Source organism: Streptomyces sudanensis (assembly GCF_023614315.1).
GTDB classification, from domain to species: domain Bacteria; phylum Actinomycetota; class Actinomycetes; order Streptomycetales; family Streptomycetaceae; genus Streptomyces; species Streptomyces sudanensis.
In genome coordinates this window covers 245,648-269,893 of record NZ_CP095474.1, presented here as the reverse complement: position 1 = coordinate 269,893, position 24,246 = coordinate 245,648, and the positions used below count along the sequence as shown (strand labels likewise).

Annotated in this window: 19 protein-coding genes and 1 pseudogene; 12 read left to right on the top strand and 8 right to left on the bottom strand. The window is 75.8% G+C overall.

Annotation, left to right across the window (positions count from 1 at the left end; genetic code table 11):
- Window positions 1-174: 174 nt before the first annotated feature.
- A complete protein-coding gene (locus tag MW084_RS01200) occupies window positions 175-624 on the top strand; it encodes an SRPBCC family protein (protein WP_029553749.1) in 450 nt (149 codons plus the stop codon).
- Between the two features lie 32 nt (window positions 625-656).
- Window positions 657-2,264, top strand: coding sequence for a phytoene desaturase family protein (locus MW084_RS01195; RefSeq protein WP_255128896.1), 1,608 nt, complete (start codon window positions 657-659; stop codon window positions 2,262-2,264).
- 318 nt (window positions 2,265-2,582) lie between these two features.
- Here MW084_RS01195 and MW084_RS01190 read toward each other — a convergent pair.
- A partial coding sequence (locus MW084_RS01190; RefSeq protein ID WP_275563427.1) for an SDR family oxidoreductase occupies window positions 2,583-3,595 on the bottom strand: 1,013 nt, incomplete at its 3' end.
- A gap of 180 nt (window positions 3,596-3,775) precedes the next feature.
- Here MW084_RS01190 and MW084_RS01185 point away from each other — a divergent pair.
- Window positions 3,776-3,940: a hypothetical protein gene (locus tag MW084_RS01185; protein WP_169331711.1), complete on the top strand. Its 165-nt coding sequence runs from the start codon at window positions 3,776-3,778 to the stop codon at window positions 3,938-3,940.
- 145 nt (window positions 3,941-4,085) lie between these two features.
- On the opposite strand, the gene MW084_RS01180 is transcribed toward MW084_RS01185, so the two are convergent.
- The 3 genes from MW084_RS01180 to MW084_RS01170 form a co-directional block, all read right to left on the bottom strand.
- Entirely contained in the window at window positions 4,086-5,885 is a 1,800-nt protein-coding gene (locus MW084_RS01180; protein WP_010474892.1) for a S8 family peptidase, read from the bottom strand.
- Between the two features lie 184 nt (window positions 5,886-6,069).
- Window positions 6,070-6,993: a MerR family transcriptional regulator gene (locus MW084_RS01175; RefSeq protein ID WP_010474895.1), complete on the bottom strand. Its 924-nt coding sequence runs from the start codon at window positions 6,991-6,993 to the stop codon at window positions 6,070-6,072.
- Window positions 6,994-7,072: 79 nt separating this feature from the next.
- Entirely contained in the window at window positions 7,073-8,731 is a 1,659-nt protein-coding gene (locus MW084_RS01170) for a M4 family metallopeptidase (RefSeq protein WP_010474897.1), read from the bottom strand.
- Window positions 8,732-9,303: 572 nt separating this feature from the next.
- On the opposite strand from MW084_RS01170, the gene MW084_RS01165 reads away from it, so the two are divergent.
- Window positions 9,304-10,347, top strand: coding sequence for a terpene synthase family protein (locus MW084_RS01165; RefSeq protein ID WP_010474899.1), 1,044 nt, complete (start codon window positions 9,304-9,306; stop codon window positions 10,345-10,347).
- 156 nt (window positions 10,348-10,503) lie between these two features.
- Here MW084_RS01165 and MW084_RS01160 read toward each other — a convergent pair whose 3' ends face one another.
- Entirely contained in the window at window positions 10,504-11,145 is a 642-nt protein-coding gene (locus MW084_RS01160; protein WP_010474901.1) for a hypothetical protein, read from the bottom strand.
- 5 nt (window positions 11,146-11,150) lie between these two features.
- Window positions 11,151-11,537, bottom strand: coding sequence for a hypothetical protein (locus MW084_RS01155; RefSeq protein ID WP_275563426.1), 387 nt, complete (start codon window positions 11,535-11,537; stop codon window positions 11,151-11,153).
- A gap of 339 nt (window positions 11,538-11,876) precedes the next feature.
- Here MW084_RS01155 and MW084_RS01150 point away from each other — a divergent pair, with 339 nt between their 5' ends.
- Window positions 11,877-14,777 carry a helix-turn-helix transcriptional regulator gene (locus MW084_RS01150; RefSeq protein ID WP_010474903.1) on the top strand — a complete coding sequence of 967 codons (2,901 nt, stop codon included), beginning with the start codon at window positions 11,877-11,879 and terminating at the stop codon, window positions 14,775-14,777.
- A gap of 36 nt (window positions 14,778-14,813) precedes the next feature.
- Here MW084_RS01150 and MW084_RS01145 read toward each other — a convergent pair whose 3' ends face one another.
- Window positions 14,814-15,641, bottom strand: a complete 828-nt coding sequence (locus tag MW084_RS01145) for a pentapeptide repeat-containing protein (RefSeq protein WP_010474905.1) — start codon at window positions 15,639-15,641, stop codon at window positions 14,814-14,816.
- A 299-nt stretch (window positions 15,642-15,940) separates the two neighbouring features.
- On the opposite strand from MW084_RS01145, the gene MW084_RS01140 reads away from it, so the two are divergent.
- The 7 genes and pseudogenes from MW084_RS01140 (at window position 15,941) to MW084_RS01110 (ending at window position 22,691) form a co-directional block, all read left to right on the top strand.
- Window positions 15,941-16,708, top strand: coding sequence for a PIG-L deacetylase family protein (locus tag MW084_RS01140; protein WP_010475765.1), 768 nt, complete (start codon window positions 15,941-15,943; stop codon window positions 16,706-16,708).
- A 308-nt stretch (window positions 16,709-17,016) separates the two neighbouring features.
- Complete coding sequence (locus tag MW084_RS01135) at window positions 17,017-18,627, top strand: ABC transporter substrate-binding protein (RefSeq protein ID WP_010475763.1); 1,611 nt, start codon at window positions 17,017-17,019, stop codon at window positions 18,625-18,627.
- Entirely contained in the window at window positions 18,624-19,616 is a 993-nt protein-coding gene (locus tag MW084_RS01130; protein ID WP_010475761.1) for an ABC transporter permease, read from the top strand. The genes MW084_RS01135 and MW084_RS01130 overlap by 4 nt, the downstream gene beginning before the upstream one ends.
- On the top strand, window positions 19,609-20,562 hold the full coding sequence (locus tag MW084_RS01125) for an ABC transporter permease (RefSeq protein WP_010475759.1): 954 nt from the start codon (window positions 19,609-19,611) through the stop codon (window positions 20,560-20,562). The genes MW084_RS01130 and MW084_RS01125 overlap by 8 nt, the downstream gene beginning before the upstream one ends.
- 41 nt (window positions 20,563-20,603) lie before the next feature.
- A pseudogene (locus tag MW084_RS01120) lies at window positions 20,604-21,537 on the top strand (ABC transporter ATP-binding protein); the annotation flags it as partial.
- A 138-nt stretch (window positions 21,538-21,675) separates the two neighbouring features.
- Window positions 21,676-22,374: an ABC transporter ATP-binding protein gene (locus tag MW084_RS01115; RefSeq protein ID WP_010475754.1), complete on the top strand. Its 699-nt coding sequence runs from the start codon at window positions 21,676-21,678 to the stop codon at window positions 22,372-22,374.
- 122 nt (window positions 22,375-22,496) lie between these two features.
- Window positions 22,497-22,691 carry a hypothetical protein gene (locus MW084_RS01110; protein ID WP_010475753.1) on the top strand — a complete coding sequence of 65 codons (195 nt, stop codon included), beginning with the start codon at window positions 22,497-22,499 and terminating at the stop codon, window positions 22,689-22,691.
- A gap of 50 nt (window positions 22,692-22,741) precedes the next feature.
- Here the strand turns inward: MW084_RS01110 and MW084_RS01105 are convergent, their stop codons facing one another.
- Window positions 22,742-24,004 (bottom strand): phosphodiester glycosidase family protein, encoded by a 1,263-nt coding sequence (locus MW084_RS01105; RefSeq protein ID WP_372499210.1) that lies wholly within the window; start codon window positions 24,002-24,004, stop codon window positions 22,742-22,744.
- Between the last annotated feature and the right edge of the window lie 242 nt (window positions 24,005-24,246).

Here is a 24,246-nt window from a genome sequence, read left to right as displayed (position 1 = left end):
CATGGGCGTCTCTCCCGGGGGAGGTCCGGCTCCCGCACGCACCCCGCCCGCCCGGGCGGAACGGCCCGGGGCGGGCGGTTTGATCGCGGGCCGCCGGGTCACCCGGGAGGGGTCCCGTCGACGCAGAACGCCGCCCCGCGCACCGCGGGGCGGCCCGGCCGCGGAGGAACCGGCATGGCCGTAAGGCACCACCTCGTCAAGAGCCCGCCGTCAGCGGTGTGGGAAGTCCTCAGCGACCCCGACAGGTACGCCGAATGGGTCGTGGGCACCGAGGACACCCGCCCCCTGTACGGCACCTGGCCCGAGGTCGGCGCCGCCCTCCAGTACACCGTCGCGATCGGGCCGGTCCGGCTCAGCGGCTCGACCGTGGTCCGGCTCCTGGAACCGCCCAACCGGCTGGAGCTGGAGGTCAAGAGCGGGCCGGCCGGCACCGTCCGCGTCGCCATCGAGGTCGTCCCGTGGGGGGAGGACACCCTCGTCGTCATCGACGAGCACCCCCTGCGGGGCCTGAGCGCACGGCTCCACAACACGCTCTTCGAAGCGGCCATCCAGCTCCGCCACCGCCGCATGCTGCGCCGCCTCGCGGAAGTCGTCGAGGGCACGCGCACCGCCGCCACCGCCTGACCCACCGACGCCGAACGCGGGAGGAATCCGCCATGCCCGACGCCGTCGTCGTGGGGGCCGGGCCCAACGGGCTGGTCGCCGCCAACCTGCTCGCCGACCGGGGGTGGACGGTGGAGGTCCTGGAGGCCCAGGACGAACCGGGCGGCGCCGTGCGCAGCGACCGCGGCGTCGACCCCGGCCACGTCAGCGACCTGTTCAGCTCGTTCTACCCGCTCACCGCGGCCTCCCCGGTCATCCGCGGCCTGCGCCTCCACCAGTGGGGCCTGCGCTGGAGCCACGCCCCGGCCGTCGTCGCCCATCCGCTGCTCGACGGCCGCTGCGCCGTCCTCGAACGCGATCCGGAGCGCACCGCCGCCGGGCTGGAGTCCCTCGCCCCCGGCGACGGCGCCGCCTGGCAGGAGCTGTACGCCCTCTGGGAACGGGTCGGCCCCGACGCGCTGCGCGCCCTGTTCACGCCGTTCCCCCCGGTACGCCCCGGACTGAGGATCGCCGCCCGGCTGGGCGCCGCCGAGGGGCTGCACCTCGCCCGCCTGGCCCTGCTGCCCGCGCGGCGGCTGGGCGAGGAGACCTTCACCGGGGAGGGCGGGCGGGTCCTGCTCGCCGGGAACGCGCTGCACGCCGACCTGTCGCCCGAGACGGCGCTCGGCGGCGGCTTCGGCTGGCTGATGTGCATGCTCGCCCAGAGCTTCGGCTTCCCCGTGCCGGTCGGCGGCGCGGGCGCCCTCACCGGCGCGCTGGTACGCCGCCTCGCGGACCGGGGCGGCACTGTGCGCTGCGGGCGGCGCGTCACCGAGGTGGTGGTGCGCGACGGCCGGGCGCGCGGCGTGCGCACCGCCGACGGGGAGACCGTCACCGCGCGCCGCGCCGTCCTCGCCGACGTGTCGGCACCCGCCCTGTACGGCGGGCTCGTCGCCTGGGAGCACCTGCCCGCCCGGCTCCGCGACGACATGCGCCGCTTCCAGTGGGACTTCGCCACGGTGAAGGTCGACTGGGCCCTGGAGCGGCCCGTCCCCTGGGCCGCCGAGGGGCCGGCCCGCGCCGGCACCGTCCACCTCGCGGACGGCGTCGACGAACTCACCCGCTTCTCCGCGCAGATCGCCAGGCGCCTCGTCCCCGACCGGCCGTTCCTGGTGCTGGGTCAGATGACCACCGCCGACCCGTCCCGCTCGCCCGCCGGAACCGAGTCGGCGTGGGCGTACACCCACGTGCCGCGCACGATCGCGGGCGACGCGGGCCCGGACGGCATCACCGGCGCCTGGACGCCGGACGACCAGCAGCGGATGGCGGACCGGATGGAGGCGGTCGTCGAGCGGTACGCGCCCGGCTTCCGCGCGGCGGTGCGGGCCCGCCGGGTCCTGGGCCCGCCCGTGCTGGAGGCCATGGACGCCAACCTCAGCGGCGGCGCCATCAACGGCGGGACGTCCGCGCTCCACCAGCAGTTGGTGTTCCGCCCCGCACCGGGCGCCGGGCGCCCCGAGACGCCGGTGCGGGGCCTGTACCTGGCGTCCGCGTCCGCCCACCCGGGCGGCGGCGTGCACGGCGCGCCCGGCGCCAACGCGGCGCGGGCGGCGCTGCGGACCAGCGGGGCGTCGATGTCGGCGCTGCTCTCCGCGGGGCAGCGGTTCCTGGCCCGTCGCTGACGTCCCGGCACCCCCGCTTCCGCGTCCCGGCACCCCCGCTTCCGCGTCCCGGCACCCCCGCTTCCGCGTCCCGGCCCCCCCGCTTCCGCGTCCCGTACGACGCCCGTTCCCGCGCCCCGGACGAACCGGCCGCTCCGCTCCCGGACACGTCGGCCGGTTCCGGGCCCCCGGGCGCTCCTGCGCGCCCGCACCCCTCCGGCACACCGCGCGCGGCACCCGCCTCCGGCTCCCGGCCGCCGGATCTCCCGGCCCCGGCCCACCGCCCGGCTCCAGCTCCCGCCGCCCGGTCTCCCGGCCGCAGGCGGCCCNCACGCCCNNGGCGCCGCCTCCCGGTCAGCGGCGGCGCCCGGGCCGCCGTACCGCCCCCGCGGCGGCCGCCGCGGGGGCGGGATTGGTGGCACGGCGCGCCGCCCCGCCGTGCGGGCCGCGCCGTGCCAGCCGCCGCCCACGCTGCCCGGCCCCGGCGGCGGCGCGAAGAGGGTCCCCGCGTCGTACGGCGCGCTCTCGCCCGGTACGAAGAAGCCGCGGTCGACCTTCCTCGCCCCCAGCCTCTCCAGCGTGCCCGGGAAGGACGCGGTGAACAGCCGCAGCGACCGCGCGGACACGCCCACGAAGACCTCGCGCCGCGGCCTGCGCACGGCGCCCACGACCGCCCGGGCCACCCGGTGCGCCGTGTACACCGGCGGCATGGCCCGCACCCGGCGGCCGGTGCGGTTGGACAGGTGCTGGAAGAACGGCGTGTCGACGGTCGCCGGGAGCACCGTGCACACGCGGACGCCCCGCTCCCCGGCCAGCCGCAGCTCCTGCCGCAGCGAGGCGTCGAACGCCAGCAGCGCGTGCTTCGACATCGTGTAGGCGCTGTTGTACGGCGAGGAGATCAGGCCCAGCACCGACGACACGTCGACCAGCACGCCCGCGCCCTGCCGCCGCATCACCGGCAGCGCCGCCCGCGCCCCGTTGACGCACCCCATGACGTTCACGTCGAGCACCCGGCGCACCTCGTCGGCCGGTACGTCCTGAACGGATCCGGCCACGGCGACCGCCGCCGCGTTCACCCACGCGTCGACGCGCCCGTACTCCCGCAGCGCGCGCCGGGCGAGGTCCCCGACGGCCGTCTCGTCCGACACGTCGGTCGGCTGGACGACCGCCCGGGCGCCCCGGTGGGCGCGGCACTCGCGGGCGACCGCCTCCAGCGCCTCGGTCCCGCGCGCGGCGAGCACCAGCGAGGCACCGCGGCGCGCGAACTCCAGCGCGGCCGCCCTGCCGATCCCGCTGGACGCCCCGGTGACGACCACGACCAGGCCCTTGATGCGCACGGTTGCCTCCGGCACGCTCCTCGACGTTCGTACGGACGCTGGACGGAGTACCCGCGTGCGTCCGCCCCACTCCCGCCCGCGCGCCGGGCCGCGGCGCCCGGCGGGGAGTCCGCACCCGGCCGGAGGAATCCCGCCGGGCCGTCCGGGTACTCGCCGCCCGACGCACAGGAACCGACGCACGAAGGAGGCACCGAGGTGACCGTGCCCGAGGAGAACCGGCCGAAGACCACCACCACGGACGACGTCATCGAGTCCACCGGGACCGACGACCAGCAGGAGCAGGGGCACGGCGCCACCGGCCGCTCCCTGCGCGAGGCGATGGAGGAGGCGGGCGTCAGGCCCGAGGACTACGAGGAGTAGCCGGCGGATCGCGTTTCCCGGCCCGCGCCCGCCCCGGCACCGCCCCCGGCGCCAAGCGCCNNNGGGCCCGTTCCGCCCCCGGACACTCGCTCGGAGTGCCGGGGGCGGAACGGGCCCGGGGGAGAGGGGACGTGCGGGGGACGGACTAGAAGGTGAGGTTCCAGGCGTCGATCCGGCCGGAGTCCTGCGTCGCGATGTCCTGGACGCGGAGCTTCCACGTTCCGGCCGCGAGTTCCGAGGCGGCGTTGACGGTGTACGTCTTCACCACGTCGTCGCCGCTGTCGCTGTTGGCGAAGTCCTCCAGCAGGTAGACCGAGCCGTCGGGGGCCACCAGCGACACCACGAGGTCACCGCGGTAGGTGTGCTTGATGTTCACGCCCACCTTCAGGGTGGCCGGCGCGTAGCCGCTCACACCGGTGACGGAGATGGGGCTCTCCACCGTCGTGTTGTCGGGGACGGTCACGTCGGTGAGGTTCTCGAAGTACTTGCCCGGCGTGGTGACGCTTCCGACCGCCTTCAGCGCGTCGGTCTGGCCCTCGCCGAAGAAGCCGTTGTTCGCGGTCGTGCCGGTGCAGCGGCCGTCCGCGGGGCAGGCGGTGTCGGTGGCCTGCGACGCCAGGCGGGCCCGCAGGTCCGCCGGGGTGAGGGAGGGGTTGACGCTCGCCATCAGCGCCGCGACGCCCGCCACGTGCGGGGACGCCATGGACGTGCCGTTCATGTTGCCGTACTTGCCGCCCGGCAGGGTCGAGTAGATGCCGTACGAGCCGTCGCCGCCCGGCGCGGCGATGTCGACGATGCCCTGGCCGAAGTTGGAGTACGAGGCCTTCACGTTGCCGCGGCCCATGGAGGAGACCGTCACGACGCCCGGCAGCTCGGTCGGGATGTCCAGGCAGGCGTTGGTGATGCGGCGGGTCACCGCGGTCGAGTCGTTGGGGCTCGACGTGTCGGTGGTCTTGTTCGCCAGGTCGTAGTCGGAGTTGCCCGCCGCGGCGACCTGGAGGGAGCCCTTGCTCTCGGCGTACGCCTGGGCCCGCCGGACGCCCTCGATGATGGCGGCCTGGTCGGGGTCGTCCGGGCAGTTGAACATCCACGGGTCGGTGTAGTAGCTGTTGTTGGTGACCTTGAAGCCGCGGTCGCCGGCCCACATGAACCCGCAGATGGTGTTCTCCGCGTAGAACAGCCCGGTGCCCGGCTCGGCGACGCGGACCGAGGAGATCTTCACGCCGGGGGCGACGCCTATGACGCCCTTGCCGTTCTTCGCCGCGGCGATCGTCCCGGCGACGTGCGTGCCGTGGGTGTCCACGTCGCGCCAGGCGCCGAAGCGCGTGTCCGGCTTGCCGTAGGCGCAGGAGACCGAGTCGGCGGCGTTGAAGTTGGGCGCGATGTCCTGGTGGAGGTCGTCGACGCCGGTGTCCAGGACGCCGACCTTGACGGTGGCGGAGCCGGTGGTGACCGCCCACGCCTGGTCCGCCTTGATCTGGGTCATGTCCCAGCGGTTGGACTCGGTGAGCGTCGTCGGCGTCTGCGCCGGGGTGGCCGGCAGGGCCGGGGAGTACGCGTCGGCCGGCACGTCGGAGGTGCGGGTCGCGCCGACGTGCTGCACGCCGGTGACGCCGCGCATCGCGGTGGCGAAGGTGCTGGACGAGGAGTGGGCGACGACGACGCCGATCGCGTCGTAGTGCGCGAAGACCGTGCCGCCCTTGCCGGTGACGGCGGTGCGTACGGCCGAGGTGTCCCCGGGCGAGGTGATCACCAGGTACGCGCGGGTCCCCGCGGCCCAGGTGCCGGACGGGGCCGCCGCGGCGGCCGGCATCGCCGCCGGCGCCGCTGCCGGGATCTGCGGGGCCGCCGCGACGGGGGCCGCGGGGACCGCGAGGGCGACGGCCGCGCCGAGTGCGGCGACGGCGGCCGAGCGCCTGAGTCCGGCGGATATGTGGGGAAGCATGTGTCCTCCGAAGGCCCGGGACGGCGTGGGTGGCGCCGGCCGGGCCGGGTGAAGAAGTGGTAGACGCGAAAGATCTCATCCGGCGGTGCGTCAAGGGAAGTACCGTTTCGCCGGAAGTTGTTGACCCCCCGTCATCCGGCCGTTTCCCGAAGGCCGGAAAGGGTCTTGCCGTCGGCCCGGGGCGTCAGCGGGCCGTTTCGGCGAGCTGACGGGCCAGGGCGGCCCGCAGCCAGTCGTCCACGGCGCCGGGCGTCGGCTCCGGTGAGGCGGAGGCCTCGGCGGTGAGCCGCCAGAAGCGGTCGACGCGGGGATGGGCGACCTCGTCGAGGAAACGGCTCAACCGCCGCCGGAACTCCGGGGTGTCGCGGGCGCCGCGCATCCCGGCGTGGGCGGCCACGAAGCAGTCGAGCGCCTCCCCGTCGGACGGGGCGCGCCCTTCCCGCACACCGGGTGCCGCCAGCGCGAACGCCTCGGTGAGCCCGTCGTACAGCACCGCCGGACGGCATTGCCCGCCCGGGTCGCCCGCCACCGGACGGCACACGGCGATCGAGCCGTCCGCCTCCGCCGCGAGGGCGTTCAGCCGGGCGAAGGCCAGGACCTGAGCGGGGGTCGGGTCCTCGGGCGGCGACGGGACCGCCGCGTCCGTGATCGACGAGAGCAGCCGGGCCGGCAGCCGCGGCGGCAGCACCCGCCGCAGGAACCGGACCACCGGAGCCGTGCTGGGCGGCACGTCCAGCGCCCCGATCAGGTGCAGCCGGTCGGCGCGCTCCCCGGGCGGGCAGTCGCGCAGCAGCCGCAGGGCCGCCTCGCGCCAGCGCAGTTCCGTCATCCGGGAGCCCACTTCGCGCAGCCGGCCCGCGACGACGTCCTCCAGGGCGTCCTCCCGGTCCAGGACCCGGCCGACCTCCGCGACGGGGAGGCCGAGACCGCGCAGCGACCGGATCAGCCGGAGCCGGTCGAGCGAGTCCGGACCGTACCGGCGGTGGCCGCCGGCGCTGCGCGAGACCTCGGGCAGCAGCCCCAGGTCCGAGTAGAACCGCACCGTCTTCACGGTGGTGCCCGCGTGCCCGGCGAGCTCCCCGATGCTCCACGTGCCCTCGGTGGACACCCTGTCACCTCCCCCGACGGGGCCCACGGTACCGGGACGCCCGTGCGCCCCGGTACCGCGGGAGAGGTGAGGCGAACCGTTACTTCACGTTGACCGCGGTCCAGGCGCGGGCGACGGCCTGGTACTCGGCGCTGCCCGCGCCGTACAGGTCGGTCGCCGCCCGGAGGGTCGCCGCGCGGGCGCCCGCGTAGCTGGTGGTGGACGTCATGTACGCGGTCAGGGCCTTGTACCAGACCTGGTACGCCTTGACGCGGCCGATGCCGGTGACGGGGGCGCCGTCGTAGGTGGGCGAGCTGTAGGAGACGCCGTTGATCGTCTTGGCGCCGCTGCCCTCGGAGAGCAGGTAGAAGAAGTGGTTGCCCACGCCGGAGGAGTTGTGGACGTTGAGGCTGCCCACCGCGGAGGACCAGTAGTCGGCGGACTTGCCGTCCTTGCTGGGCTTGTCCATGTAGCGCAGCGGGGTGCCGTTGCCGCGGATGTCGACCTTCTCGCCGACCAGGTAGTCGCCCGGGTCCTTGGCGTTGTTGGCGTGGAACTCCACGGCGGCGCCGAGGATGTCGGAGGTCGCCTCGTTCAGGCCGCCGGACTCGCCGCTGTAGCGCAGGCCCGCGGTGCGGGAGGTCAGGCCGTGGGTCATCTCGTGGGCGGCGACGTCGATGGAGGTGAGCGGCTTGGCGTTGTTCGCGCCGTCGCCGTAGGTCATGCAGAAGCAGCTGTCGGACCAGAAGGCGTTGGCGTAGTTGTTGCCGTAGTGGACGCGCGAGTACGCGGCCCTGCCGTCGCCGGCGATGCCGTTGCGGCCCAGCTGGGTCTTGTAGAAGTCCCAGGTGAGCGCCGCGCCGTAGTGGGCGTCGACGGCGGCGGTCTGGCGGCTGGTCGTCAGGCCGTTGCCCCAGAGGTCGTCGGCGTCGGTGAACAGGGTGCCGGTGCCGGACGTCCCGCCGTTCAGGTCGTACGTCCGGTGGCCGCCGCGGGCGCCGTCGGTGAGGCTGAACCCGGAGGTGGTGGGGGTGGTGCCCAGGGGGACGGTGCCGCTGTACTGGCTGGTGCCGGTGCCCGTCTCAATCGCCTGGTACGCGTACAGCTCCTTGCCGGACGCGGCGTCCGTGACGACGTGCAGCTCGCTCGGGGTGCCGTCGTGCTGGAGGCCGTGGACGACCGTCTCGTAGGCGAGGACCGGCTTGCCGCCGCCCGCCCAGATCACCTTGCGGGACGCCGCGGCGGACGGCGTGCCGGTGGTGTCCTCCTCGGCGGCGGCCGCGGACAGGGCGGCCTTGCGCGCCGTGGCGGGGGCGACGGCGGCTTCGGTGGTCGCGACGGCGATCTTCGCCCGGACCGCCTTGGTGACGCCCTTGCTCCGGCCGTCCTCGGCGGTGTGGACCACGAGGTCGCCGCCGAGGACCGGGAGACCCGCGTAGGTGCGCTCGTAGCGCGTGTGCACGGTGCCGTCGGCGTCCTTCACCACGTCGCGGACGAGCAGCTTCTCCCGGGCGGTGTCGAGCCCGATCCGCTCGGCGGTCGCGGCGGCTCCGGCCTGCGCCGAGCGGAGGGCGGCGACCCGGTCGCCGGCGGAGAACGGGACGGCCGGCGCGGCCCCGGCGGTCTGGGCCGGGGCGGAACCGGCGCCGGTGGCCGTGGCGGTGCCGGACTGCACGCCCACGACGACCATGGCGGCGGTGGCGGCGAGTGCGGCGGCGCGCAGGGAGGTGCGTCGCGACGTGCGGGAGTACGGGGACACGGGGTCTCCTTCTCTCGTTCCGTGGGGGATGGAGGTGGGGATGCGGAAGAGAGTGACAGGAGATGACCTTGTTCTGACAGGGACTGGTCAACTTCTTGACCAGTTCTTGTCCTGAAGACGCGATCCGATGTTCGCTATCCGGGCAATGGTTGGTGGTTCGCAGGGATATGTCCCTTGAATCCGGGTGCCGGACCCCCGTACGGCCCACGATGCCGGGCGCACGGCTCCGTGGCCCGGCCGCCCGCCGGAGGGGCCGGACCCACGACCGCCGGTGGAACAGGAGGACGAGAGCCGCCTCCCGGAAGCGTTCTGACGCCCCGTCGCCGGACTCGCAGGCTGCGGCGGACGAGCCCGGACCGCGTTGACACCGCCGATCACCGCGGGGGTTAATGGCCGTGAACGGCTTGACAACGCGGCCCGGCCTCCCCGCCCACTGGGAGACGGCCCGCTGCGCGGCGAGACGGCCGGGCGAGCCACGACGAGGCGGCCCCGCGGCCGAGGGCTCGAACCGGCCGCCCGGCGCGGAGCGGGCGGCACGGGGGAGCGGGCCGGGACTTCCCGGAGAGAGAGCGATGCCCCGTCCCGACACCTTCACCGTCCCGGAGTTCCACCTGCCCTTCGAGGACCGCACGGCACCGGGGGGCGGGCACGCCAACGCCGGGGCGACCGCCTGGGCCGTCGACCGCGGCCTGATCGAGGCGGAGGCGGCCGAGCAGTTCGCGGGCATCGGCTTCGGCCACCTCGCCGCCCGCGTCGGCCACGGCGCCTCCCCGGACGAACTGCTCCTGCTGGCCCGGTGGATGGCCTGGTCCTTCGTCCTCGACGACCAGCACGACCTCCTCATCAGGACCGGCCGCCTCGACGACTGGCGGCCACTGTCCGACGCCATGGCGCATCACCTCGCCGGCGGGCCGGCCGACGTGCCGGCGGCCGTCCGCGACAACCCGCTGGTGTCGTCCTTCACCGAACTGTGCGACCGCGCCCTGGCCGGGATGACGCCGCCGCTCCGAAGCCGCTACCGCCGCCACGTCCCGCGCATGCTGCGCTCCCTCGACGAGGAGGCCGCCAACCGGCGCCCCGGACACCGGCCCACCGTCGAGGAGTACGTCCTGACCCGCCGGCACAGCTCCCAACTCCTGCCCATGATGGACATGGTGGAGGCCGCCCGGGGCGTCGAGGTCCCCGACGAGGCCGACGCGAGCCCCGCCCTGCGGGAACTCGCCTGGAGCGCCGTCGACGTCATCTCCTGGGGCAACGACGTCTTCTCGTTCCCCAAGGAGCACTCCTGCGGCGACACCAACAACCTCGTCGCCCTCCTGGTCCTGTGGCACGGCCTCACCCCGGCCGAGGCGGTGCGGGCCGTCGCGGAACGCGTCCGCGCCCGCGTGGAGGACTTCCTCGCCGCCGCCCGCGACCTGCCCCGCGCCCTGGACGCCCTCGGCGTCACCGACCCCGCCGCCCGCACCGCGGTGGAACACCGCGTCCGCGGCTACCAGGACTGGATGATCGGCACCGACCTGTGGCAGCGCCACGACTGCACGCGGTACCGGGACGAGCGGTTCGCCGCGGGCCTCGACGCCGCGTACACACGCCCGGACCTGGTCCCGGTGACGTAGGGCGCGTACGAGCGCCGGCTGCGCGTGCCGCCGATGGCGGGGGTGGCGGCGGTCCGGGGCGAGGCAGGAGCGGCCCGTACCGGGCGCGGTGCCATCCGACCGCCGGTGCGCGGCCCGTCGGCGAGGCGACACCCGGCCGGGCCGCGGAGCTCCTGTTCACCAGTCGGTGAGGTCCACCACGCGTGCGCAGTGCGGGTCCGCGCTGTCCACCGTCATGCGTTCCTCTTCGGCAACCAGTGACGGCAGGGCCGCGAGCAGGGCCGTGATCGCGCCGGACGGCCGTACGTCTGCCGCGATCACCCCGGGGGCGTCTTGCGTGTCGAGGTAGAGGCGCAGCCGGTCCTTGTCCAGGAACAAGAACCCGCACAGGCGCGGGTCCGGCTGGTCCTCGGTGAAGGGGTTGGTGAGGGAACGCAGGATGATCAGGGCGTTGTCGTCCGGGGTGGAAGGCGCCATCCCCACGGTGCCGGGATCCACATGGACAAGGGTCATGCCCATGACTGTGCCGACGCGGTCACTCGGATAGATCTGGGTGCCGGAGTTCAGGAGGGCGCGCAGAGTGTGGATGATCTCGTAACCGGTGATGAGATCGCCGCCCGTGCGGAGGGGGATCTCATAGGCCACCAGGTGGTCCGGCGTGTACGCGCCTTCCGGGCCAATGGCGATCCGGACGGCTTCGGCGGACTCCGGGGCCGGAAGGACGCCTCGAACGCACTGGTCCCCGGAGAGCGGTGCCTGGATGTGGTGGAGCAGCAGGCAGGTGATGTCCGCCTGCTGCTCCGCGATCTCTTCGTGCACGGATCTCACTCGTTAATCCAGTTAGGACACTTGTTCATGCCCTGGCAGCAGGCAGTGATGGCGCCGATCTTCCGGCCCGCGCCGGCACTGTACCGACGGTCGGCGGTCCGTTGCGCGTACTGCACGACGGCAACGATCTTTACCTGGCGTCCGCCGTTGACGGCATGGCCCCGGTATTCCAGGCGAGCGCCACTCACCTTGTCGGGCTTCCCGTTGAGGGGGCCGTTGACCACCTTGCACTTCTTGATGTTGTGCTTTCCCGAGAAATGGTTCCATCCGAGTTCGCCATTGCCGAACCGCGTGGGTACGGCCCTGCCGTCCCCGTCCTTCTGCTCGCACTTCTTGCTGTTGTTCCCGTAGGGGTCGGCATGCGCGGTGGGGGCGGGACCCACGAGAAGGGAAGCCGTCCCGACGGCTGCTCCGGCGAGTGTCGCGATTTTCCCCTGTCGGCACCATGACACCGTGATGGCTGCCTGCCTCGTGCATTCGGCATTCGGTGCCTCTTTCCGGCCACCGGGAGGCGGCGAAATGATGTGCGGCGCGGAACGCCCCCGCCCGCGTCCCGCGGCGCGCGCGGACCCGCCCCGTCCGCCGCGGGAGGCGGACGCGACGGCGAAGGGTACGGCACCGTCCCCACCCGGGGGCGGCGTTCCGGAAGAAACGGTTCTTCACCGGGTCCGGACGTCCCTCCGCGCCTAGACTCGGCGCACGTGACGAAGGGGGAGCGGGCCATGGCGGCGGCCGGGGGACACCGGGGGCGTGACGCGCCCCCGCTGCTGGAACGGGAGTCCGAACTCCTCACCATCGAGCGTGCGCTCGACGACCTGTGCGGCACGCCCTCCGGCGACGGGCACGCGTCCCGGCAGGGAGGGGTGGTCGGATTCGCCGGGGCCGCGGGCATGGGGAAGACCGCGCTCCTCGGTCTCCTGCGCAGGTCCGCCGCCGACCGGGGCTGCACCGTGCTCTCCGCACGCGGCGGCGAGCAGGAGCGCCAGGTCCCGTTCCACGTGATGCGCCGGCTCGTCCAGCCGGTCTTCGCCGCCATGCCGGAGGACGAGCGCCGCGAGATCCTCGGCGACTGGTACGACATCGTCGCCCCGGCCACCGGCCTGTCCGCGCCCGGGCCCGGCGCCAGCCCCGACCCGCAGGGGGTCCGCGACGGCCTGGACTGGGTCGTCACCAACCTCTCCGTACGCCGCGGCCCCCTCGTCCTCGTCGTCGACGACATCCACTGGGCCGACCCCGAGTCCCTGGCCTGGCTCGTCGCCTTCGCCCCCCGCGCCGGCGAGATCGGCATGCTGATCGGTCTCGCCTGCCGCCCCGACGAACTCCCGCCGGAGGCCCTCCCCCTGCACCACCTCGCCGGGCGCGACCGGTTCCGCGCCCACGAGCTGGCCCCGCTCACCACCGCCGCCGTCGGACGCCTCGTCCGCGAGGCCCTCGGGGAGGACGCCGACGAACCGTTCTGCCGCGAATGCTGGGCCGTCACCGGCGGCAACCCCTTCGAGGTCGTCGAGCTCGCCGCGAAGGGCGGCGACCGCGGCCTCGTCCCGCGCGAGGAGAGCATCCCGCACCTCCGCGACCTGGCCTCCGCCGTCAAGGGCAGCGGCCTCACCGACCGCCTCGAACAGCTCGGTCCCTCCGCCGTCCGCCTCGCCTGGGCCGCCGCGGTCGTCGGTGACGGCGGCCCCGCCGGCATCGTCGGCGCCGTCGCCGCGCTCGGCGGCGCCCAGTTCGACGACACCGCCGAACGACTGGACGCCGCCCGCATCCTGACGGCCCCGCACGACCCGGAGGGCGAGCGGACCGTGGAGTTCCACCACCCGCTGATCGCCACCGCCGTGTACCGGTCGATCCCGCACGGCGTACGCGTCGGCATGCACGGCATGGCGGCCCAGGTCCTCGTCGACGAGGGCCACGGCGCCGCGGCCGCCGCCCGGCACCTGCTGGAGATGCATCCCGAGGGCGACCCCTGGGTCGTCCGGCAGCTCCGCCGGGCCGCCCGCGACAGTTTCTCCGCCGGCGCGCCCGAGGCCGCCCGCCGCTACCTCGCCCGCGCCCTGCGCGAACCCCCGCCCCCCGAGGACCGCGCGCAGGTCCTGTTCGAACTCGGCTCCGCCAACCTGCCCCACGACCCCGCCACCACCGTCAACCAGTTGCGCGCCGCCCTGGAGGAGCCCGCCATCGGGCGGGAACTCCGGGAGGCCGTCACCTACCGGCTCGCCCAGGCACTCGCCCACACCGGCCGGATGGACCAGGCCACCGCACTCCTCGCCGAGGAGGGCCGCCGCACCGCCAGCGCCCGCACCCGCCTGCGCATGCGGGCCGAGCAGTTCAAGTGGAACGCGGTCGACGCCGCCGAGCACGACGCGCGGGGCCGATCCCGGCTGCTGTCCCGGTTCGCCGAGCGGCTCACCGGTCGCGACCTCGCCGAACGGCACATCCTCGGCCTGCGCGCCTGGGACGTCGCCCTGCGCGGCGGACCCGTCGCCGAGTGCCTCCACCACGCCGAGCGGGCCCTGTGCGGCGGGATGAGCTGGACCGACCAGGACTTCGGCTTCGAGGTGCCGGCCGTCGTCGCCCTCACCCTGATGTACTGCGACCAGCCCGGCCGCGCCGAGGAACTGTTCCGCGACGGCATCGCCGAGTTCGAGGCGAAGGGCTGGCGCGGCGCCCACCTGTCCTTCGCGTACACCCTCCTGGGCTACATCCGCTTCCGCCGCGGACGGCTCGCGGAGGCCGAGGACTTCGTGCGCGGCGGGCTGCGGATCGTCGACCGGGTCGGCCGCGGCGTCCCCGCCCAGCTCTACGCGGTGGGCACCCTGATCGAGACGCTCCTCGCCCGGGGCCGCGTCGAGGAGGCCCGGCTCCTCGCCGACGACTACCGGTTCGGCGAGGAACCGCCCAGGACCGTCGTCTCCCCCGACCCGCAGGCCGTCCGGGGCAAACTCCTGCTGGCCCGCGGCAGGACCGACGAGGCCGTCCAGCAGCTGACGGCGGCAGGCGACCGGCTCCGGCAGCGCGGCACCTCCAACCCCGCCTGGAGCCCCTGGCAGCTGGACCTCGCCCTCGCCCTGGCCGGGCACCGGCCCGAGGAGGCCAGGCGCCACGCCGACGAGGCCGTCGCCCGGGCCCGCATGTTCGGCACGGCCGGCGCGATCGGCCAGGCCCTGCGGGTCGCCGCGGCGGTCTCCGGACCGGCCCGCGCGCTCCCGCTGCTCGCCGAGGCCGTCGGCCGCCTGGAGCAGTCGCCCGCCGCGTACGAGCTGGCGCACGCGCTGGTCGACCACGGCACGGCGCTGCGCTCCGCCGGCGACCTCGACGGGGCCGCGCAGCAGCTCCACCGCGGCATGGAGACCGCCGTCGCCTGCGGCGCCGACACCCTCGCCGCCCGGGCCCGCGGGCAGCTCGCCGCCGCCGGCCTGCGCCCCCGGCCGCTGCCGGCCGGCGAGCGGAGCACCCTCACCGCCCGGGAGGAGACGGCCGCCCTGCTCGCCGCGAAGGGCCTCGACAACGCGGCCGTCGCCGGCCGCCTGGGGAGCGACGAGCAGACCGTCTCGGAGCTGATGTCGGCGGTGTTCACCAAGCTCGGCACCGACCGCCTCGGCCTGCGCCGCGCCCTGGGGCTGTGACCCCGCCCGGCGGGTGGCGCGGCGCGCCCGCGGCGGCTACGCCGCCCAGTGCCCCGGGCGGCGCAGCGCGGCCGGCAGCAGCGTCGCGCCGTCGCCCCGGGCGGAGGTCAGCTGGGGCTGCGTCAGGAACAGCGCCCCCGTCAGGTCCGCTCCCGACAGGTCGGCGTCCCGCAGGTCCGCGCCGGTCAGGTCGGCCCCGCGCAGGTCCGCGCCCGACAGGTCGGCGGCGATCAGGCGGGCGCCGCGCAGGCTCGCGCCCCGCAGTTTCGCGCCGCGCAGCCGCGCCCCCGCCAGGTCCGCGCCCCGGTGGTCCCGGCGGCGTCCCGGCACCCCCGACCTGGCCAGCTCACTGGCGCGCAGCAGCAGGGCGTTCACCTCCGCCCGCAGCGCCGGCACGTCCAGCTCCAGCAGGGTCCGCGCGTCGCCGCGGGTGAGGGCGTCGATCTCGTCGTGGCGGCGGCGCAGCTCCCGGTGGACGGGCCGGGCCGCCGGGAGGTCCAGGGCCTCCGCCGCGTACCGCAGCAGCTCGTGCAGCTGCCGTACGACGGGGAACACCGCGAACATCGTGCGCGCCGAGTCCGGATCGGTCCGCCAGTCACGGCCGCCGAACGTCACCCGGGACACCTTCTGGCCGGCCCCGAAGCAGTCGAAGACGGTGCAGCCCGGGTAGCCGCTGTCGCGCAGCCGCGCGTGGACGCCGCAGCGGAAGTCGTCGCCGAGGTTGCCGCAGGGCGTCCCGGCGGGCTTGTCGGCGGCGAAGTCGGCGGACCGGGCGAAGGGCAGCGCCACGCAGCAGAGCCCGAAGCAGCCGGCGCAGTCGGCCCGGAGGTCGGCCCGCTCGGTGTGCGGGGGGAGGACGGACACGGCGGGCGGTCTCCTACGGGGTGTACGGGGCGCCCGGCGGGGCGCGCGGGCAGGCCCATTGTCACCCGCCCGGAGGCGGGCGCCGCCACGGCCCCGGCCCGGCGGACTCCCGTCGCGGCGGGCGGGGTCGGCCGCCGGGCCGGTGATGCCCGGCGGAGGGGCCCGGTGTCCGGCCCTGCGCCGGTTCCGGCCCGGGGCGGCGCCGTTTCCGTGCCGGGCCCGCGTCCGCCCGCGCCTCCGGGTGCCCCCGCCGCGGCCTCCACGGGGCGGTGCGGCCCGGCCGGTCGTATCCTGCGCGCATGAGGGACCAGGAGAGCCCGCCGCCGGACCGCCGGGCGGACGCCCCGCTGCGGCCGATGCCCGAGGACTGGGGGAGGGCGCTCGCCGTCGTCGCCCATCCCGACGACCTGGAGTACGGCTGCTCCGCCGCCGTCGCCCACTGGACCGACACCGGGCGCGAGGTGGTGTACGTGCTCGCCACGCGCGGCGAGGCGGGGATCGACGGCCTGGCGCCCGCCGACTGCGCGCCGCTGCGCGAACGGGAGCAGCGGGCCGGCGCGGCGGCCGTCGGGGTCGGCACGGTGGAGTTCCTCGACCACCGGGACGGCGTCGTCGAGTACGGCGTCGGCCTGCGCCGGGACGTCGCCGCCGCGATCCGCCGCCACCGCCCCGACCTGGTGGTCACTCTCAACCACCGCGACACCTGGGGCGGCGGCTTCTGGAACACCCCCGACCACGTCGCCGTGGGCCGCGCGGTGCTCGACGCGGCCGCCGACGCGGGCAACCGCTGGATCTTCCCCGAGCTGGCCGAGCAGGGCCTCGAACCGTGGGACGGGGTCCGCTGGGTCGCCGTCGCCGGCTCCCCCCGGCCCACCCACGCCGTCGACGCGCGGCCCGGTCTGGAGCGCGCCGTGCGCTCCCTGCTGGAGCACCGCACGTACGTCGAGGCGCTGACGGACGAGGAGCCAGAGGCGTACTGCCGCAACCTCCTCACCGGCGCCGCCCGGTCGGCCGCCGAGCGGTTCGGCGGCGTGCCCGCCGTCCCCTTCGAACTGTTCCCGCGCTGAGGCCCGCCCCGCCCCACGTCACATCACCCGCTCCACGCCGCCCCGCCCGTCCGGCCCGCCCGGAAGGACCCGGTCCGTGCGCCGGGCAGCGGCCACCCGGCGCCGTCTTCGACGGGGAGCCCCACCCGCCGCACCACCGCCCGGCCGTGCCGCTCCCCGCGGTACGGCCGGCCCGCCTGACTTTGTCCTCAACACCCCCNCNCCCCTGGCCCCATCCGTAAGGGGTCCATGGCGACACGCCCCTGTACGTGCGGTTTAATTGCGAGTCGTTTGCAACAACAGTCGATCTTCGACAAGGGGAGTGGAGCATGACCGCCCGAACCGCCCGGCCGATACGCGGCGCGGTCGCCGCCGCCCTGGCCGCGACCCTGGCCCTCACCGCCGCGGCCTGCTCGAAGCCGGGCGGGTCCGCCGCCTCCGCCGCACGGGACGGCGTCGTCGTCGGCATCGCCTACGAACCCGACACGCTCAGCCCCCTCCTCGGCTACGGCAAGGACGGCAACTCCAAGGTGTTCGACGGCCTCCTCGCCTTCGACGCCGACATGAGGCTGCGACCCGCCCTCGCCGCCGCGCTGCCCGAGGTCAGCGCCGACGGCCTGACGTACACGTACAGGCTCCGCAAGGGCGTCACCTTCAGCGACGGCGAGCCGTTCGGCGCGGACGACGTCGTCTTCACGTACCGCACCATCCTCGACGAGCGGACCAACAACCCGTCCAAGGCGGAGCTCGACGCCCTGAAGGACGTCCGGGCGGTCGGCGACGACACGGTCGTCTTCACCCTCAAGTACCCTTACGCGCCCTTCGCCCGGCGCACCGTCCACGCCATCGCCCCCCGGCACGTCGCCGCCCGCCAGGACGTCAACTCCGGCCCCTTCACCACCCGGCCCGTCGGCACCGGCCCGTACGTCCTCACCGGCTGGTCCAAGGGGGAGAAGCTCACCTTCAGGGCCAACCCCCGCCACTGGGGCGGCGAGCCGAAGGTGAAGAAGCTGACCATGGCGATCGTCAAGGACGACGACGTCCGCGCCACCCGGCTCCGCTCCGGTGACCTCGACGGCGCCGTCCTGCCCCCCGCCCTCGCCGAGGGCTTCGCGAAGGACCCCGGCAGGAAGACGTACGCCGCCACCAGCTACGACTACCGGACCGTCACCCTGCCCACCCACCACAAGGTCACCGGCGACCTCGCCGTCCGCCGCGCCCTGGACGTCGCCGTCGACCGCCGGGCCATGGTCGAGGAGATCCTCCGGGGCGCCGGCAGGCCCGCGTACGGTCCCGTCCCCACGGGGAGCGAGTGGTTCACCGAGGGCACCGAGCGCCGCCACGACCCGGCGGGGGCGAGGAGGATCCTCGACGCCGCCGGCTGGAAGCCGGGACCCGACGGCGTCCGCGTCCGGAACGGCGTGCGCGCCTCCTTCCCGCTCTGGTACGTCTCCGGCGACAAGCTCCGCCAGGACCACGCCCTCGCGTACGCCTCCGACGCCAAGAAGATCGGCATCGAGGTCACCACCCAGGCCGGCACCTGGGAGGTCATCGAACCGCGCATGAAGCACGACGCGGTCCTCGCCGGGGGCGGCTCGCCCGGCGACCCCGACTTCGACCAGTACCTCCTGCTGAAGTCCACCTTCGCCGGCGACGGCTTCAACAACATGGCCCGGTACGACAACCCGGCCGTCGACAAGGCCCTCGAAGAGGGCCGCAGGACCGCCGACCCGGCCGCCCGGAAGGCCGCCTACGACACGGTCCAGCGGGAACTCGTGAAGAACCCCGGCTACACCTTCCTCACCCACATCGACCACCTCTACGTCCTCGCGGACCGCTGGGACGGCCCGTCCACCCAGGTCGAGCCGCACGACCACGGCCTCGCCGCCGGCCCCTGGTGGAACGTCGAGGACTGGACCCCCAGGAGCGCCGCGAAGTGACCCGGCGTCTCCCCTGGGGGCCCATGGCCCGGATGGCGGGACGCCGGGCGCTGTCCGCCGTCCCGGTCCTCCTCCTCGTCACGTTCGGCGTGTTCGCCGTCGCCGCCGCCTCCCCCTTCGACCCCGTCAAGGCGTACGCGGGCACCGCCGGCCTGACCGCCTCGCAGGAGAACCTCGACCAGCTCCGCGCCAACCTCGGCGCCGACCGGCCGCTGGTGCCCCGGTGGTGGGAGTGGCTCACCTCCGCCCTCGCCGGCGACCTCGGCGACTCCAGCACCATGCGGCAGCCGGTCGCCGACGTCATCGCCGAACGCGTCGGCTGGTCGGTGCTGCTCGCCGCCACCGCGTTCGCCGTCGCCGTCCTGCTGGGCACCGTCCTCGGCGTCCTGGCGGCGCGGCGCCCGGGCGGCGCCCTCGACCGGACCGCCACGGCCTGCGCCTACACCCTGGAGGCGGCCCCGGCGTTCTGGCTGGGGCTGCTCGCCGTCTGGCTGTTCGCGCTGAAGCTCGGCGTCCTGCCGGCCGGCGGCCTCACCGACACGGCCAGCGACACCGTCACGTTCGGGCAGGTCGCCTCCCACCTGGTCCTCCCCGCCCTGGTCCTCGGCGCCTCCCAGCTGCCCTGGTTCCTGCTGTACGTCAGGCAGGGCGTCGCCGACGCGCTCGACGAGGACCCGGTGCGCGGCGCCCGCGCCCGCGGCCTGCGCGAGAGCACGGTCCTGGTCGGGCACGCGCTGCGGTCGGGGATGCTGCCGGTGCTCACCCTCGTCGGCACCCGCGTGCCCGAGCTGATCACCGGCGCGCTGCTCGTCGAGACCGTCTTCAGCTGGCCCGGCATCGCCGCGGCGACCGTCCAGGCCGCCACGTCCGTGGACTTCCCGCTGCTGGCCGCCCTCACCGTCCTCGCCACGGCCGCCGTCCTCCTCGGCAACCTCCTGTCCGACCTGCTGTACGGACTGGCCGACCCGAGAGTGGGCTTCGATGGCTGAACCCGCCCGCACGACCGCCGGACCCGCCCCCGAAACCGCCGGACCCGCCCGCACGACCGCCGGACCGGCTCCCGGGGCCGCCGCCCGGACCGTCTGGAGGTCCCACGGCCGCACGCGGCGCTCCACCCGGACCGTCCGCGTCGCCACCTCCGCCGCGGTCGCCGGCGCCGCGCTGCTCGCCGTGCTGCTCGTACCGCCGCTGGTCCAGCTCGACCAGCAGGCCGTCGACCTGTCGCTGAGGCTCCGGCCGCCCTCGGCCGCGCACCCCTTCGGCACCGACGACATGGGCCGGGACCTGCTGCTGCGCTGCGTCTACGGGCTGCGCGTCTCGCTTCTCGTCGGGTTCGTCGCCGCGCTCGCCGCCACCGTCGTCGGCACGGCCGTCGGCGCCCTGGCGGGGGCCTTCGGCGGCCGGACCGACCGGCTCGTCATGCGGGCCGTGGACGCCTTCGCGTCCGTGCCGCACCTGCTGCTCGGTATCTTCGTCGTGGCGATGTTCCGCCCCGGGGTGTGGCCCGTCATCGCCTCCGTCGCGGTCACCCACTGGCTGTCCACCGCCCGTATCGTCCGCTCCGAGGTGCTGTCGCTGAGGTCCCGCCCGTACGTCGACGCCGCCGTCTCCGGCGGCGCGTCCCGCCTGCGCGTCACCGTGCGCCACCTGCTGCCCGCCGTCCTGCCGCAGGCGGGCCTCGCGGCGGTGCTGATGGTGCCGCACGCCATGTGGCACGAGTCGGCGCTCTCCTTCCTCGGCCTCGGACTCCCCGCCCACCAGGCGAGCCTCGGCAACCTGGTGCAGACCGCGCGCGGCTCGCTGCTCGCCGGCGCCTGGTGGCCGACCCTCTTCCCCGGCCTGCTCCTCATCGTCCCCACCCTCGCCATCGCCGGCCTGGCCGGGGCCTGGCGGGAACGGCTCGACCCCCGCCGCCGATCGGAGCTGATGCTGTGAACCCGGTGCTGTCCGTCAGGGACCTGTCCGTCCGCTTCCGGATGCGCGGCGGCCGCCATGTCGCCGCGGTCGACGGCGTGGGCTTCGACCTCGCCGCGGGGGAGTGCCTCGCCCTCGTCGGCGAGAGCGGCTGCGGCAAGTCCGTCCTCGCCTCCGCGCTGCTCGGCCTCCTCCCCGGCAACGCCCGGACCGCCGGCACCGCCGTGCTCGCCGGACCGGACGACGGCCCCGGCGGGGGCGTCGACCTGCTCGCCGCCGATGAGCGCACCCTCGCCCGCACCGTGCGGGGACGGCGCGTCGGCCTCGTACCGCAGTCCCCGGCCGCCCACCTGACGCCCGTGCGGACCGTGCGCGCCCACCTGGAGGAGACGCTGCGCGAACTGGCCGGTACCCCGCGGGCGGAGCTGCGCGAGGCGGTCGCCGCGGCGGCCCGGCGGGCCTCGTTCCCCACCGAGCTCCTCGACCGCCACCCGCACGAGCTGTCCGGCGGCCAGGCGCAGCGGGCCGTCACCGCCCTCGCCCTCGTCGGGGACGCGCCGCTGCTGCTCGCGGACGAACCGACCACCGGCCTCGACCGCGACCTCGTCGAGCGGACCGCCGACGAACTGCGGCGCCACGCCGACGAGGGCCGGGCGCTGCTGCTGATCACGCACGACCTGGCGGCGGCCGAGCGGATCGCGGACCGGGTCGCCGTCATGTACGCGGGCCGGATCGTCGAAGTGGCGGACGCCGGCCGCTTCTTCGGCGCGGCCGGACCCCGCCACCCGTACGCCCGGGGCCTCCTGGCCGCCCTGCCGGAACGGGACTTCACCCCCGTCCCCGGCATGCCCCCGGAACTGGACGCCCTGCCGGAGGGCTGCGCCTTCGCCGCCCGCTGCGACCGCCGCACCGACGCCTGCCGGGTGCGGCCGCACCTCACCGGCGGCGTCGCCTGCCACCACGCGGCACCGGACGGCGGCCGGCCCGGCGCCGCCCNCGNGCCCGACGCGTCCGCCCCCGNGCCCGACGCGTCCGCCCCCGCGCCCGGAACCCCCGCGTCCGGCACCACCGTGCCCGGAACCGTCGCCGCGCCCGGGACCGCCGCGCCCGAAGCCGCCCCCGAGGAGGCCACCCGTGCTTGAACTCTCCTCCCTCACCGCCGGGTACGACCGCCGCGCCCCCGTCTTCCGGGACGTCTCGCTGACCGTCGCCCCCGGCGAGGCGGTCGGCCTGCTCGGCCCCAGCGGCTGCGGCAAGTCCACCCTCGCCCGCGTCGCCGCCCTGCTGCACCGCCCCGACGCGGGCCGTGTCATCGTCGACGGCCGGACGGTGCCCGGCTGGCGCCACCGGGCGCCGCGCGAACTGCGCACCGCGATCGGCGTCGTCTTCCAGCAGCCCCGCTCCGCCGCCGACCCCCGGCTGCGCCTGCGCGACCTGATCGCCGAACCCCTGCGCGCCACCGGGCGCCGCGCCGAGGCCGCCGGGCGCACCGCCGAACTCGCCCGCCGCGTCGGCCTCACCGGCGACCTCCTGTCCCGCCGCCCCCACGAGGTCAGCGACGGCCAGCTCCAGCGCGCCTGCCTCGCCCGGGCCCTGGCGCTGCGCCCGCGCTGGCTGGTGTGCGACGAGATGACCGCCATGCTCGACGCGTCCACCACGGCCGCGCTGGTCGCCGCCGTCGAGGAGTACCGCCGCGAACACGGCGCCGGGCTCCTCGCGGTGGGCCACGACCGGGTCCTGCTGGACCGCTGGTGCGACCGGACCGTGCACTGGGCCTCACTCGCCCCCGCCCCGGAGACCGCGGCGGACGCGACCGTACGACCCGTTACGTGACGGTTGCCCGATTAGTACCCGTTCGGCCCACATGCCGTACGGCCGTCCGGCGCTCCCGCTGGGCCAGACTGGCCGCCGAACGCCGTACGCCCCGTACGGCACCTGGCCGAGGAGGACGACACATGGCCGTCACCATCTCCGTCGTGTTGCTTCTGTTGATCCTGGCGGTCGTCTTCCTGCGCAGCGGCGGCCTCAAGCTCTCCCACGCCATCGTCTGCGGCCTGCTGGGCTTCTTCCTCGCCGGCACGAGCCTCGCCCCGACCATCTACGACGGGGTCTCCGCCACCGCCGACGTCGTCGGCAACGTCAGGCCGTAGCACGCCGCCGGCCCGTCCGCACGCCGCCGGCCCCGCGCCCGGGGCCGGTCTCACGGGCGGACGAACACGCCGATCCCGTTGGGCACCGGCCGCTCGACGCCGCCGGCGGGACGGTTCAGCACCCGTACCGCGGCGGCGCCGTCCGCACGGGCCACCAGCGTCGACGACCCGCCGCCGTCCAGGTTGACCCCGTCCGAAGCGCCCAGGTCCCTCAGCAGGGAAGCCAGTTCGACGACGGTCAGCCCGGGGCGGAACTCCGGCCCGCCGTCCAGCGCGAGGAGCAGCAGCCGCCGCCCGCCGTCCGCGACCCCCGCCGCCGAGCGCACCGCGGCGGTCACCGCGTCCATCCCCGCCAGCGGCCGCCCGCCGAGCAGGACCGGGTACCCGCCCACCGCGAACCGGAAGGACACCCCCGGCTCCGCGCCGACCGGCACCAGCCGGTGATGGACCGTCACCACGTCGCCCACGGCCAGCCCCCGCAGCCACCGCGCGCCCGCCTCCCGGCCCACCAGGACCTGGGTGCCCGCCGCGATCGCCCCCGCTCCCGGCGCGCCCGCCACCGCGGCGACCCGGCCGCCGCGCAGCCTCACCTCGTACGTCTCCGGGCTGCACGGCGCCCCCCGGTCGGTGTCCGTGCCGCAGGTGGCCCGCAGCCGCGACACGCTGCCCCAGTCGCGGGTGAACACGCCGACGGAACCGACGGGCAGGGCGTACTGGTTGAGCCCGCCCAGCGGGAGCCGCCCCCCGGGCGCCCGCACCTCGCCGTCGAGAGCCAGCTCGCCGAGGCGCGCCCGCCCCTCGCCGTCGACGCCCAGCACCATGCGGGTGTTCGTACCGGGCGGCAGCGCCGGGCCGAACCGCTGGCCGCGCGGCACCGCCGCCTTCAGCGCCCGCCCCCCGGCCACCGCCGGGCCGACCGGGGCGCCCGTCGCGGGCACCCCGGGGTGCTGGGCCTCCGACAGGTTGAAGAAGTCGCCGTTCACCCCCGCGACCGCGCCCGCGCCGTCCGCGAGCGCCGACAGCGGGGCGCGCGCGGCGACCGCCCCGGGGTACAGCAGCCCCACGGACGCGCGGGGTTCGCGCAGGTCCACCGAGAGCAGGTGCACCCGGGCGGTGCCGCGAGGCGACGGCACGTCCACCGTCCGGTACCCGACGCCCGGCGCGACCGCCCGCGCCTCCGGCGCGGCGGCCGCGACCGCCGTCCGTCCGGCCGCCCCGGCGGCGGGCGGCGTCGCCAGCCCGGCCCCGGCCAACGCGCTCCCCAGCAGAACGGCGAGCACGCCGCCCCGTCGCCACAGACCCCTCACGGCCACGAACCTCCACGCGTCGGGACCACCCGCACCGGTCGCGGGAAGGCTGCCCCACCGCCCGCCCCGGCGAACCGGCGCGCCGACGGAACGTCAGAAAACGCCCTCCACCGGCCGATCCGCAGCCATTCGCGACCGGGTCGGCCGCCTCCCCCNTCCCNNCGCCTCCTCCCGTTCTTTTCTCCGTCCCGGACCCCTCCCGCCGCACAGGTACGCCTCCTGTGCAAATCCCGATGACATCAGAATGT

Bases quoted from the DNA above. Each gene is read 5' to 3' on its own strand.
- MW084_RS01125 (WP_010475759.1), top strand. From the start codon at position 19,609: ATGGCTGAACCCGCCCGCACGACCGCCGGACCCGCCCCCGAAACCGCC.
- MW084_RS01195 (WP_255128896.1), top strand. From the start codon at position 657: ATGCCCGACGCCGTCGTCGTGGGGGCCGGGCCCAACGGGCTGGTCGCC.
- MW084_RS01110 (WP_010475753.1), top strand. From the start codon at position 22,497: ATGGCCGTCACCATCTCCGTCGTGTTGCTTCTGTTGATCCTGGCGGTC.
- MW084_RS01140 (WP_010475765.1), top strand. From the start codon at position 15,941: ATGAGGGACCAGGAGAGCCCGCCGCCGGACCGCCGGGCGGACGCCCCG.
- MW084_RS01165 (WP_010474899.1), top strand. From the start codon at position 9,304: ATGCCCCGTCCCGACACCTTCACCGTCCCGGAGTTCCACCTGCCCTTC.
- MW084_RS01135 (WP_010475763.1), top strand. From the start codon at position 17,017: ATGACCGCCCGAACCGCCCGGCCGATACGCGGCGCGGTCGCCGCCGCC.
- MW084_RS01180 (WP_010474892.1), bottom strand. From the start codon at position 5,885: ATGCTTCCCCACATATCCGCCGGACTCAGGCGCTCGGCCGCCGTCGCC.
- MW084_RS01200 (WP_029553749.1), top strand. From the start codon at position 175: ATGGCCGTAAGGCACCACCTCGTCAAGAGCCCGCCGTCAGCGGTGTGG.
- MW084_RS01150 (WP_010474903.1), top strand. From the start codon at position 11,877: ATGGCGGCGGCCGGGGGACACCGGGGGCGTGACGCGCCCCCGCTGCTG.